This is a genomic window from Nonomuraea sp. NPDC048882, from assembly GCF_040649755.1.
GTDB classification, from domain to species: domain Bacteria; phylum Actinomycetota; class Actinomycetes; order Streptosporangiales; family Streptosporangiaceae; genus Nonomuraea; species Nonomuraea maheshkhaliensis.
This window is the reverse complement of record NZ_JBEZGB010000011.1, coordinates 48,991-61,280: the sequence shown is the minus strand read 5'-3', so window position 1 is coordinate 61,280 and position 12,290 is coordinate 48,991. Positions and strand designations below refer to the sequence as shown.

At 73.3% G+C, this 12,290-nt stretch carries 7 protein-coding genes; 1 reads left to right on the top strand and 6 read right to left on the bottom strand.

What is annotated here, in order from left to right; translation table 11 throughout:
- Nucleotides 1-15: 15 nt before the first annotated feature.
- The 5 genes from AB0C27_RS34215 to AB0C27_RS34195 are packed head-to-tail and all read right to left on the bottom strand — an operon-like array spanning nt 16 to nt 10,035.
- On the bottom strand, nt 16-2,088 hold the full coding sequence (locus tag AB0C27_RS34215; protein WP_357852629.1) for a hypothetical protein: 2,073 nt from the start codon (nt 2,086-2,088) through the stop codon (nt 16-18).
- A complete protein-coding gene (locus tag AB0C27_RS34210) occupies nt 2,085-3,206 on the bottom strand; it encodes a VWA domain-containing protein (RefSeq protein WP_357852626.1) in 1,122 nt (373 codons plus the stop codon). Before AB0C27_RS34210 ends, AB0C27_RS34215 begins: the two co-directional genes overlap by 4 nt.
- A complete protein-coding gene (locus tag AB0C27_RS34205) occupies nt 3,203-5,437 on the bottom strand; it encodes a DUF5682 family protein (protein WP_357852623.1) in 2,235 nt (744 codons plus the stop codon). The genes AB0C27_RS34210 and AB0C27_RS34205 overlap by 4 nt, the downstream gene beginning before the upstream one ends.
- A 3-nt stretch (nt 5,438-5,440) precedes the next feature.
- Entirely contained in the window at nt 5,441-6,511 is a 1,071-nt protein-coding gene (locus AB0C27_RS34200; RefSeq protein WP_357852621.1) for an AAA family ATPase, read from the bottom strand.
- Nucleotides 6,508-10,035: a DUF4132 domain-containing protein gene (locus tag AB0C27_RS34195; RefSeq protein ID WP_357852618.1), complete on the bottom strand. Its 3,528-nt coding sequence runs from the start codon at nt 10,033-10,035 to the stop codon at nt 6,508-6,510. Before AB0C27_RS34195 ends, AB0C27_RS34200 begins: the two co-directional genes overlap by 4 nt.
- Before the next feature lie 182 nt (nt 10,036-10,217).
- On the opposite strand from AB0C27_RS34195, the gene AB0C27_RS34190 reads away from it, so the two are divergent.
- Entirely contained in the window at nt 10,218-11,276 is a 1,059-nt protein-coding gene (locus AB0C27_RS34190; RefSeq protein ID WP_357852615.1) for a hypothetical protein, read from the top strand.
- Here AB0C27_RS34190 and AB0C27_RS34185 read toward each other — a convergent pair.
- Entirely contained in the window at nt 11,273-12,211 is a 939-nt protein-coding gene (locus AB0C27_RS34185) for an AraC family transcriptional regulator (RefSeq protein WP_357852612.1), read from the bottom strand. The genes AB0C27_RS34190 and AB0C27_RS34185 overlap by 4 nt on opposite strands.
- Nucleotides 12,212-12,290: the final 79 nt, after the last annotated feature.

Here is a 12,290-nt window from a genome sequence, read left to right as displayed (position 1 = left end):
TTGGGTCGATGTCGGTCAGGCCAGGTCCAGGGCCACCTCCAGGCGCAGGTAGGCGTCGATCCAGGTGCGTTCGGTCGCCTCGCCCGAGTCCTGGGACAGCGCTGTCGCGAACGCCGTGACGGCCTGGGCGACGCGGAGGAGCCCGAGCGTGGTCAGTCGTCGCGCGGCGGTGTCGAGGCGGGCGGCGTAGGTCGGCGGCAGGTGGGACAGGCCGTGGTGGGCCGCCTCCGCGAGCAGTGCGCGGGCGTCGATCAGTACGGCGGTCAGCGGGTCGTGCTGATCCTCGGCGACCGCGAGCGGGCCACCGCCTGCGGCGGGCCGCAGATCGGGTACGACGACCCGATCACCGGCGGCCAGGCCGACGGGGTCGATGACGACACCGCCCAAGGTCCGGCCGGCCACCCCGCTGACGAAACGCAGCTCGCCTTCCTCCCCGGCGAGCACGGCGGCCAGCGCGTCGAGGCGACCGGGGGCGGCGGTGGTGTGGGTGGCGGTGACGGTGGCGGTGTTGCCCGCCTGATCGGCGATGAGGGCGTCGAGGCGCTGGTCGCCGGGGGCATAGGTCATGGCCACCACCTCGGAGACGGCGACGACGCGGACCAGCTCCGCCTCGACGCGCGGGCGGACGGGCCGCAGCGGGAGGGCGTCGAGTTCGCGGCCGAGCGCGGCGAGGTCGGTCACCACCAGGGACGGCGAGAGCTCACCCCAGTCGCCGCGCGACGGGCCGACCGTCGTCTTGGAGATCCGCCCGGTGGCCAGCCGCACCGTACGGCTGGCGCTGCGGACCGCGGATTCCGTGACGAGGTTGCCGGTGGCCAGGGCGGCCAGCGTGGAGCCGGCGACACGACGCCGGGCCAGCGCGGCGCCGTCGTCGTCGCCGTCCCATTCGCGGCGCAGCACCAGGACCATCGCACTGTCGCTGTGGGCCAGGTAGAGCTCGGCGATCCGCCGGTCCCCGAGACCGCGGATCCGGCAGCCCAGGCTCTCCAGCCGGGCCCGGCGCAACGGGGTCTCGGCGGCCTCGGCGGTGCCGAGCACGCTGCTGCGGAGGGTCGCGTCGGGGCGGGTCACGGCACGGTGCCGGGCGTGCAGCTCGGCGAGGTGGCTCGCGAGCAGCTCGGGACGGTAGTGGGCGCCGCGGTCGCGGTAGGCGGCCAGTTGCTCGGCGAGGTCGCCGACGGCCAGCAGCGGCCAGCGCGATCCGGCGGCGTCCAGATGGCGCTGTACGTCGGCGATGGTGACATCGAGCCCCTGACCGAGGTGCGCCGCGCCCTCGCGCAGGACCGTGCCGGCCAGCCCCAGGGCCCGCTCCAGCCCGGATCCGGCACCGGTCGCGGCCTCGCCGCCGACGTCGACCCGTACCTCCTGCCTCCCGGGATGCAGCTCGTCGGCCACCCGGAACGCCCACACGGCGAGGGCGATGACGTCGTCGCGGCTGCCCGCGACGGCGTCGGTGTGGACGAAGCCGAGGTCGCCGGGGATCAGGAACCGCACGGTCGTGGTGGCCAGCTCGACCTGCGGCGCGGGATCGGCGGCGGTGGCGCGGCGCACCCGGGCGGTATATCCGGATTTTTCGGTACGGCGGGCGGCGGCCATCAGGCGGGCGCCGATCCTGGCGGTCAGCTCGTCGTCGCTCACCTGCCCCGGCGACCAGGCGGAGGGTCCCGGCTCGCCGGGCGGCCCATCGCCGGGCGGCCCATCGGCGGTCTCAGCGACAGGCCCGGTGGCGGGTCCGGCGACGGGTTCGGTGGCGGGTGTATCGGAGGGTTCAGTGGCGGGTCCATCGGCGAGCGCGGCGGCGGGTGCGGCGGCGGGTCCGGCGTGCTGATGCTGATGCCGGTGCTGGTACGCGAGCACCACCCCCACAACATGCCGGCACACCCCGGCAGCACCGCACGTACACCGAGCCACGTCGAGCCCCCCGACCGGCAGACTCGCGCTCGGCCCACCCGCGAAGTCACCGTGCACAGTCCCGTCGGCGTCGGTACGCAGCTCCGGCGCCGCCTCCTTCCCGGCCCGCTTGACCAGCCCGCGATTGGTGAGCGCGGCGAGCGCGTCCGTGGTGAGCCCGAGCAGGTCCGTTCTCATCGGCCCACGTGCTCCGCGACGAAGGACGCCAGCTCGCCGGGCGTCATCGCGCCCACGTACGCCCCGGCGTCGGCCAGGCGCTGCCCGAGCTCCCGGTCGTAGGCGGGGTTGGCCTGCTCGTCGAGGGCGGCAAGGCCGAGGACCTTGCTGCCCTGCTCGACCAGATCGCGCACGATGCGTACCAGCCGGTGGGCATCGCCGCCCTCGTAGAAGTCGGAGATCAGCACGACGATGGCCCGCCGCGGCTGGTCCACGAGCCCGGCCCCGTACGCCGCCGCGCGGGCGATGTCGGTGCCGCCGCCGAGCTGGACCTTCATCAGCAGTTCGACGGGATCGTCCACGTCGGAGGTCAGGTCCACCACGTCGGTGTCGAAGGCGACCAGGTGGGTGCGTACGCCGGGCAGACCCCACAGGCAGGCCGCGGTGACCGCCGAGTGGATCACCGAGTCGGTCATCGAGCCGGACTGGTCGACGAGCAGGATCACCTGCCACTGTTCGAGGTGGCGGCGGGTGCGGGAGAAGAACAGCGGGGTCTCGATCACGACCTTGCCGCTGTCGGGCTGGTAGCGGCCGAGGTTGGCGCGCAGGGTCCTGGCCATGTCGAAGTTGCGCGCCAGCCGCAGCCGGCCCGGCCTCCGTACTTTGGTGCCCGAGAAGGCGCTGCGCACCTCGGTGGCGAGCTTGTCCATGAGCTCCCTGACGACCTTCTCCACGATGCGCCTGGCCAGCCGCAGCACCTGCGGGTTCATCAGGTGTTTGGTGTGCAGGACCGCCTTGAGCAGCGCGGGGTTGGGCTCGATGCGGGCGAGCACGTCGGGGTCGGTGACGAGGTCGTGGATCTCGTAGCGTTCGACGGCGTCGCGTTGCAGGCGTTCGATGGTCTCCTTGGGAAACAGGCGGGTGATGTCGTCGAGCCAGTCGAAGGTGGTCAGGGCCGACGGGCCGTTCCCCGCCTGCCGCCGTACGCCGCGCCTGCGCAGGTCCTCGTCGCGTCCGTACAGCCAGTCCATGGCGGCGTCGCGGCCGGCGGCCTCCGCGCCGAGCTGCCCGCCGCCGAGGCAGGCGCCGCCGGCCTCGCCGAGCAGCAGCCGCCACCGTACGAGGGTGGGGTCGGTCATGTCAGTCCTTCCCGGCGCAGCGCCGCGTCGACGCGTTCGTCCAGTGCCATGCCGGCGGCCACCAGCTCCGGCGCCGCCTCCAGCCGCATCAGGTCCCACGCGGAGGCGCCGGAGCGCAGCTCGACCAGGCGGGTGGCGATGAGGTGCCGCTCGCGCGGCGGGAAGTAGCCGAACGCCTGGCGCAGCGCCGGCAGGGCCACCAGGAAGTCGTGGTCGCTCATCGCCGCGACCAGCTCGTCGAGCAGCTCCAGCATGCCGCCGGTGTGCAGGACCTCCTCCCGGGCGAGCGCGAACAGCCCGGCCAGCCAGTCGCCGGCCGACGCGGGCACGAACGCGCCGCGTACCGCCCGTGCGGGATCCACGGTGGCGGCGCCGCGCAGTGACCAGCCCAGCCCGAGTGAGGCTCCGCGCAGGTCGGGCGGCGCGTCCTGGCAGGCGGCGATGCGGTCGGCGACGCCCAGCGCCGCGTGCATGTCCAGGCTGAGCGGCGGGCCGGCGTGCCTGAGCGCGTCGCGTACGGCGGTCATGGCGCCGATGCGCCGCGGCTCGGCCGGTACGGACCCGCCGCGCACGCCTTCGGCCAGCCACAACGCCCGCAGGGTGGCGGCCCGGACCACGGCGCCCAAGGTGATGCTGCCACTGGTGCCGAACAGGTCGTCGTGCCGCCACATCGCCAGCGCGACAGTGAGGGTGCGGCCCAGCGCGCCCAGGTCGGCCGCCGCGGCGACGGCCCGCGCGAGGTCGTCGAGCACCCGCCCCGCCAGCTCGCCGATGCCGCACAGCGCGGCGTCGAACAGCACGTCCGCCAGCCGGTCCAGGTCGGCGTCCCTGATCCGCTCGGCGAGTACGGAGGCCGCCGCCTCCTGCGGGTCCACGCCGTACCCGCCTGCCTCGATCAGCGCGGGCAGGCGGTCGTCGGTCTCGGTCAGCGTCCACTGCTCGACCAGCTCGGGACCGCCCGCGGGGCGCGGTCCCGAGGTGCGGAGCACGCCCGGGATGCCCAGGACGCGCAGTCTGTGCAGGAAACGGCTGCGCTCGCGGCCGGCCTGCCCGTCGAGGTGGAGCCGTTCGTCGCCGGGTCCGCCCAGCTCGGCGAGCACCGCGTGGACCAGTGGCGGCAGCGGGGTCGAAGGGTGCAGGCGGCCGGTCCGGTCACCGCTGAGCGCCGCGATCATCTCCACGACGACCGGATGGTGGCCCGCCTGGAGGGTTCCCCGGGACGTCCAGGGCAGCGGGGTCTCAAGGGCCTCGCCGATCAGCGCGGTGGCCAGGCCGTCGAGCACGTCCACCCGGGCCGGATGCGGGTGGCCGCGCATCAGCGCGATCCCGTCGGCGGTGGCGCGCGCCGCGATCAGGTCGGCGGTGGACACCGGCTGGCGCTTGGCGCGCAGCCTGGCCGTCACCGCCTCGGTGAGCCTGCGGGCGGCGCCGCCGGGGCCGTGCTCCCACAGGTCCTGGTAGTAGCCGGGCGACGGCATGCCCGACTGGTAGCCGTCGAAGGCGTCCAGCCGGCGGAAAGAGTACGGCACCAGGTAGCTGCCCACCGCCGCTCCCTCGGGCGGCTCCGGCACTTCCGGCCAGTTCCGTTCGCCCTGCTCAGCCAGCCGGATCAGCGCGGGACGGTGGAAGCCGCCCGTGACCACGACCACCGGCCGCTCGCCCGCGTCGCCGGCGGCCGCCCGGACCCACCGCGCCATGTACGCCTCGCGGGCCGCGTCGTCGGGACCGGTCTCGGTGTCTCCGCGGACGAGGTCGAAGTAGGTGGCCAGCCGTTCGGCCAGCCCGTCGGCCGGTTCGATCTCGAACAGCTGGTCCCACAGCGCGTCCACGTTGTCCACGGCGAAGGCGCGGCAGAGCCGTCCGGTTACCTCGTCGTAGCGGGCCTCGGCGTCGGCGTACCGGTTGCTGCGTTCGGCCAGCGCGGGATGCCAGGCGGGCAGGTCGATGAAGCGCAGCTCGGCGCCCGCCTCGCGGCCCGCGCTCAGCGCCGCCCACTCGGGGGAGTAGTCGCACAGCGGGGTCCAGGAGCTGTGGCGCCGCTGTGCGTCGCGGTAGCTCGTGTGGACGGCGATCGGCAGCTCGTGGCCGAGCAGGAGCTCGTCCATCCGGTCGTTCATCTCCGCCGGGCCTTCGACCAGCACGTACGCGGGCCGTACGGAATGAATGGTGTCGGCGACCAGCCGGGCACAGGCGGGACTGTGGTGCCGCACGCCGATGAAGACGACCGCCATCGCTCAGCCCGGCAGCAGGTGGCGGGCGTCGTACAGGGCCTGCCACTGGTCGCCGTGCCGCCGGCGTTCCAGGTATCTGCGCAGTTTGGCCAGGTCCTCCGGGTTGTCCTTGGCGGCCGTACCGGCGAGGCAGGAGACCAGGTCGGCGGCGGTGCCCGGCTCGCCGCGCAGGAACCAGCCGCGCAGCCCGACGGCATGGGCGACCGAGACGGCCTCCGCGGTGCTCATCACCCCCGACAGCCGGTCGGTGGCGTCACCGCGCGCCGTCCGCCCCTGGCGCAGCTCGCGGAAGGTGGTGACCAGGACCTCCAGCACGTCGCGGCGCGGCGGCGCGGTGACGCCCGAACGTTCGAGCAGCGCCCCCGCCTCGGCCTCCACCAGCGCCAGCTCGGTCTCGAAGTCGGCGATCGGGAAGACGGTCTCGAAGTTGAAGCGGCGCCTGAGCGCGGCGCTCATCTCGTTGACGCCGCGGTCGCGGGTGTTGGCGGTGGCGATGACGGTGAACCCCTCCTGCGCGAACACCATCGACTCGGGACCACTCAGCTCCGGTACGGCGAGCACCCGGTCCGACAGCGGCGACAGCAGGCAGTCCTGCACCTCCAGCGGGCAGCGGGTGATCTCCTCGAAGCGCACCACCTTGCCCTCGGCCATGCCGCGCAGCAGCGGCGCGGCCACCAGCGACCGCGTGGAGGGACCCTCGGCGACCAGCAGCGCGTAGTTCCACGAGTATTTGATCTGGTCTTCCGTGGTGGCCGCGCCGCCCTGGATGGTGAGCGTCGAGGTGCCGCTCACGGCCGCGGCGAGCAGCTCGGACAGCAGCGACTTCGCCGTGCCCGGCTCGCCCACCAGCATCAGCCCGCGGTTGGTCGCGAGCGTCACCAGGGACCGGTCGATCAGCGAGGGATCGCCCACGAACTTGCGGCTGACGCCCAGCGTCTCGTCCCCGAGGACGAACCGGCGGGCGGCCCGCAGGCTGAGCGCCCAGCCGGGCGGACGGGCGTCGGTGTCGTGCTCCCGCAGCCTGGCCAGCTCGTCGGCGTAGCGGATCTCGGCGGGGGGTCGCTGGGCGTTCATCGGGCGATGTCCTTCAGGTCGCGGAGGATCTCGGAGGCGGTGATCGGATCGAGGCCGTCGAACCCCAGCTCGCCCAGGGACTGCTCGTCGGCGAAGTCGGGATCGCCGATCACGATGCCCGGATCGAGGCCGATCGTGTAGGTCCTGCCGCCGGGCACGTCCCGTTCGATCCAGCCCTGCCAGCCGGCGTCCTGCGGCGTGCCGCGCCGCCAGCCGCGCCGCTCCAGGCCGATCACCGCGCGGGTGGGGACCTTGGCGGCCTCGATCTCGGCCACCAGCGCCGGATCCGGCTCGTACGTCTCCCTGCCCAGTTGCGGGAACGGCTGCAGGATCTCGTAGTCGGCGAACACCTCGGACCAGGCGGCCAGGTCTTCCCCCAGCTCCAGCGGATGCACCACGCCCACGACGGCGTCCTCCGGCAACGTCAGCGTGTCGTCCTCGACGTCGGCGAAGGTGCGGTCCTCGGCCACGCGCAGGGTGCCGGTGAGCCGGCCTGACGGGTCGTACCGGCCCCAGACGAGCCGTCGTACGATGTGCCAGAGCAGCGGATGGCCGACGAGCAACCTTGAGAAGTCGGCGGCGCTCCAGCGGCGCCGGTTCACCATCGCCTGCTCCAGTCGGTGGATGGCGTCGCCCGCCACCGAGCGCACGTCCTTCTTCAGCCCGGCGAAGCGCCGGTGGGCGGCGGGCGCGAGCTCCGGATCGTCGTTGGCGCCCGGTTTGGGGAGGTTCTTCAGCCGCTTGCCCGAGGCATCGGCCACGAACGGCTTGAGCTGCTCGTCGAAGCCCACCACGAACTGCCTGCGGCCGTAGTCGAGGGTCAGGCTGCCGTCGGCGGACAGGCCGAAGTCGGGCACCAGCCGGTCGGCCAGCTCCTGCGGCGTCAGGCCGAGCTCGGCGGCGACCTCCTCCATCTTCAGCTTGGCCTGGTGCTTCAGCCCGCTGTACTTGACCTTCTCGGCGATGCCGTGCAGGTGCATCAGCGCGACCTCGGAGCCGATGGCGGCCAGCAGGTCCAGCCCGGCGACCGCGCGCGCGTGCCCGCCCTCGCCCGGCCAGGTCCTGATCAGCGGGGTCAGCCGGCGTACGGTCTCGTCGTCGCCGAGCAGCGCCTGCGCGTCCATCACCCAGCTCTCCTTGGCCGGGAAGCCGGCCAGCTGCCAGCACTGGAACAGCGCCCAGGCGAAGTCGGCGAGGCCGCGGCCGTCGCACGCCTCCTTGACCAGGTCGAGACCGGCGTACGGGGCGCCGAGCTTGGAGATCGCCAGCATCGTCGTCACGTGGCGGACCGCCTCGGGAGGCAGCGCGCCCGCGTCGCCGCGCAGGAGGATCGGGGTCGTGATCGCGACGTCCGTCCACTCGGGCACCGCGGGCATCCTGGCGGGCAGCGCGTCGAGCGGGTCGTTGGCGAGCAACCCGGCGACCGCGGCCTCGGCGGCGGGCCCGTACCCCGCGGCGGCCGCCGCCACGGCGTCGCGGTGACCGCCCGCGACCAGCGCCGCCAGCGCCTGCTCGGCCCGTTGCCTGGCCGTGCCGGGCTTGCCGAGAGCCGCCGGGATCAGTGCCCTGGCGGCCGCCGCGGGGTGGCGGTTCAGCCAGGCCAGCGCGGTGGCGCGGACGGACTTCAGCCGGGCCAGCCAGTCGGCCATCAGCACGGCGACCTCCGGCGCCGCGAACGGCAGTAGCACCGCGGCGACCCCGCTGGGACCGCGCCGGGCGCTGTCGAGCACCATGGGCAGCGCCGCCATCCCGAACCTGGCCACCACCCTCGGCATCCAGTCGCCGGCCCCCCACAGGTCGCCGGGGCGCCACGTCCCGATCAGCGGCGCGGCCAGGTCCTCGGGCCCGGTGACGAACAGGGCGATCTCGTCGGACCAGTAGCCGTCGCGGCCATCGGCGATCTGGTCGGCGATGTCCTTCCAGCTCCGGCGCCAGGACCGATCCCACGAACCGTCATTGGCCCGGGAACGCCAGTTGTCCTGCTCGCCAGGCGCCCACACGAGGGCCGGCTGGTCGGTGCAGGCCAGGCCGTCCACCACGACCGCCTTGCTCGCCTTGCGCGCGCGGCTCCAGGGCGGGCTGACCAGCACCTCGGGCAGGGCCTCCGGCGGAGCGACGGGGACGGTCGCGACGTTAACGATCTTGTCGATGCGTTCGGCGGCGGCCATTCCGGACCGGGTCGCCTCGTCCACCAGGTCGGGATGGGCCGCCACGTGGGCGCGCAGCAGCAGGTCCACGACCTTGCCGCCGGACTCGGCCAGCATCCGCATCGCGCGGCGGGGGAAGAGGGAGGCCGCGCGCAGGAAGGCCGGCTGGGTGTACTTCTGGTCGATGCGGTCGAGGAGCGCCCGCATCGCCGGGTCGTACGGCAGCTCGGCGAGCACGCCCAGCAGCAGCTTCTTGCTGGCGGCGTCGTAGGCGCGGTCCACCCAGGCGGTCAGCATCGGCACGGCCGCCTCGCCCACGCCGTCGATCACCGTGACGGGCAGGGCGAGGGAATCCCCGACGTAGTGATCCCGAACGTGATCCATGATCAGCTCGGCCTGCTCCGGCGTGCTGACGGCCGAGATCAGGCGGACGGCGAGAGCCGGGAGAACCTGGCTCACCTCGGCGCAGTCGGTCGCGACCCAGCCGGTCTCGGTGGGCGCCAGGCAGGAGGCCGCCACACGGTGGTGCAGCCCGCGTTCGCGGCTCACCGCCAGCGCCGCGACGACCTCGGCGTACTCGGCGTCGGACGCGGCGGCCAGCACGGCGCGGACCCGGGCGCCGATCTGCCGCGTCGGCGCCCAAGGGTCGGGGGCCTCGTCGTCGCCCAGCCGGCGGACCACCCAGGTGTCCCTGTCGTGGGCGTGATCCAGCGGGCCCAGCTCGGTCACGGCCACCGCCGCGAACACCGGGCCGCGTTCTCTCAGCCAGGCGTCGGCGAACAGGGACATCGTCTCGCGCTCGTTCCACGGCAGGGACATGGCCACCGCCTTGGCGACCACCGCCGCGCCCAGCGGCGTGCTGCCGGGCTCCCCGGCCAGGTATGCCGCGCCCGCGGACGCGAGCTCCGGCTGCGGGCACTTCGCCACCATGTCGGCGAGCTCTTTCCGGCGTTTGTCCAGCTCGGCGGCCAGTTTCCCGGGCGCGCCCGGGTCCGGCCGCTTCACGGAGACCTTCGCTCCGCCGCGGCGGGGGTGGAGCGCGCGCAACCAGGCGGCCGGAAACGTCAGCCGCTCCTCGTCGGAGGCGGCCGACGGCTTCGCCCTGGAGGCCGCCTGCGGTGAGGAGGTGGTTTCATCGGAGGCCGTTTGTGGCGAGGAGACCGTTTCGTCCTCCGTGTAGCCCTTGCGTAACTTCTCCGCCACCAGCTTGTCCGCCGCCGCCGTGGCGCCGGCGGCCGAGCCGAACGACTTGACCTGCGTCTGCCCGGCCGTACCCATCCGCCCATACCGGATGTGCAGCTCCGAGCCGTCCTGACGCACCTCCCAGAACTTGGCCGAACCCCCACCCACGAACGTCAGCGTCCGCTCCACGCTCATGCCGATACCCCCACCCTGAATCCGTCAGCCTTTGATCGACAGCGGCGAGTATGGCGTGACCGACCGACAAACTCGCACGGAACCAGATCAGGGATCGTCCGCCCGCCGGGAGCGGCTGTGGACGGCACGAACCAAACGTCGCGACCGCCTGTCCAACAGTGCATAGCGAGGGGAGGACCTCCATGACCATCAGAGCGCTGATCACCGGGTTCGTGGCCGTGGCGCTGACGATGACCGGCGTCCAGCCGGCGAGCGCGCAGGAGTCGAGCACGCTCGCCGGGAGCGTGCGGGCCGCGGAGTCGAAACCGTGGATCAAGCTGGCCGGCACGTCGGGCAAGGTCAACGACGAGGCGGGCAAGCTGCGCCTGGCCTCGTACTCGCTCGTCTTCGACGCCGGCCAGGGTCACTACGGTTACCTGCGCGAGGGCGGGAAGTTCGTCAAGACGCCGTACCGCGCGGCGCTGGTGGCGCCCGGGGAGCGGTGGGTGGCCGGGATCCCGGACTACCGGTTGTGGACGGCCCAGAAGAAGATCGACCTGATCGATCGCCGGACCGGCCGGAAGCACACCGTTCGTCTCCCCGCGCCGGTGACGTCGCCCGAGTGGTCGCAGGACGGCCGCACACTTCTGCTGACCGCGTACGACGAGCACCGTGACGGAAGCCTGACCATCATCGGCTTCATCACCCTAGACGTGGCCGATCGGGTTGCCCGGCTGGTCAAAGCAGGACCTCGCCACATCGTCTCGAACTGGTCCATCGGGCGCGAGTTCCGGTTCTTCTTCGCCGGCGGGTCCACTCGGGTGCTCGCCAGGCACAACGAGGCGGACGACTCCTCGCCCAAGAGCCGGATCGCCGTCTACGACCTGCGCGGACAGCTGCGCCGGTACTACACGGGGGTCGGTGCGCCGGACGAGTGGTCGGCCGCGCAGGTGTTCTCGCCTTCGGGGCGGCTGTTCGCCACGGTGGTCCGCGACGACGACTCGAGGGCCCAGATCCGCATCGTGGAGGCGGCGACGGGGAAGGTCGTCCACCGGTTCGGCGGCAAGGACGTCCGCGCCTTCATGGGCTGGTACGACGACGCGCACGTCATCGTGCAGCGGGAACGTGGCCGCACTCAGCTCTTCCAACGGGTCGATCTCTCCGGCGGAGCCGGCCTCGACCTGATCAGGGAGAAGCTCGTCGCCAACCCGGCCGAGTACGAGCCGCATCTGGAGCGGGTCAATTTCGTCCGCTCGGACTAGGGACCGGCTCTTTGCGTTTCCGGCCGGCCTCCGGCGGGCTCTTGCGTTTCCGGCCGGCCGGCTCCGCTCCAATGGGTCGCTGATCGGCTCCGCCGCCGGTACTCGGTGGGCGTCAGCCCGACCAGCGTACGAAAGCGGCGGGCGAAGTACGTCGGGTCGTCCCAGCCGACGGCGGCGCCGACCCGGGCGGCCGGCAAGGCCGAGTGCGCCAGCAGCGTCGCGGCGCGCTCGGCCCGCAGCCGGGCCAGGAACCGCAGCGGCGTCAGCCCGACATGCCGGACGAACAACCTGCCGAGATAGGCGGGATCCAGATTGACCGCCCGGGCGAGATCGTCCAACCGCCACGGATGGGCGGGCTCCGCCTCCAGGCGGGCGATGGTGGCGGCGACCGCCGGGGAGACGGCGGGTTCTGGTGCCTCCCGCACGAGGTCGCGGCCGTCGGCCAGGACGCCGAGCACGGTGACCAGCCGGCCCAGCACCCGGCCGGGCCGGCTCTGATCGCCCCCGAGGTCCCGTTCGAGCAGTCCGATCTCCGCGATGGCCTCCTCGGCGACGGCCGGGCCGACGGTCGTGACCGCCACGCCGTGCGTACCGGAGGCCACCGGATCGGTCCACAACAGCCCGCGCAGCATCGGGATGTCGTACAGCAGCGCCAGCTCTGCTCGCAACGCCTGGGCGGACAGGCAGCAGTTGGCGACGGTCAGGCCGGCGCAGTCCCGGAACCCATGCCAGGCGCCGGGCCGCAGCACGATGACCTGCCCGAGCCGCAGCGTCCGTTCACCCTGGCTGGTCACGTGCCGCCCGTCACCGGCTCCGATCACGGCGATCTCAAGGAAGTCGTGCGCGTGCGGCTCGACGTCGAGGTCCAGGTGGTGCACGCCTGCCAGGACGGGGCTCCCGGCGAACAGCGCATGCTCGTGCAGCGTGGCAGGCATGTCGGGATCGTACGACCACAGGCCGGGATCGGCCTAGCCCAGAACGGCCTCCCACGGCGACGCTTGTCTCAGTCAACCT

Excerpts from the sequence above, each read along its gene's own strand:
- AB0C27_RS34215 (WP_357852629.1), bottom strand. The coding sequence starts at position 2,088 with ATGAGAACGGACCTGCTCGGGCTCACCACGGACGCGCTCGCCGCGCTC.
- AB0C27_RS34210 (WP_357852626.1), bottom strand. The coding sequence starts at position 3,206 with ATGACCGACCCCACCCTCGTACGGTGGCGGCTGCTGCTCGGCGAGGCC.
- AB0C27_RS34205 (WP_357852623.1), bottom strand. The coding sequence starts at position 5,437 with ATGGCGGTCGTCTTCATCGGCGTGCGGCACCACAGTCCCGCCTGTGCC.
- AB0C27_RS34200 (WP_357852621.1), bottom strand. The coding sequence starts at position 6,511 with ATGAACGCCCAGCGACCCCCCGCCGAGATCCGCTACGCCGACGAGCTG.
- AB0C27_RS34195 (WP_357852618.1), bottom strand. The coding sequence starts at position 10,035 with ATGAGCGTGGAGCGGACGCTGACGTTCGTGGGTGGGGGTTCGGCCAAG.
- AB0C27_RS34190 (WP_357852615.1), top strand. The coding sequence starts at position 10,218 with ATGACCATCAGAGCGCTGATCACCGGGTTCGTGGCCGTGGCGCTGACG.
- AB0C27_RS34185 (WP_357852612.1), bottom strand. The coding sequence starts at position 12,211 with ATGCCTGCCACGCTGCACGAGCATGCGCTGTTCGCCGGGAGCCCCGTC.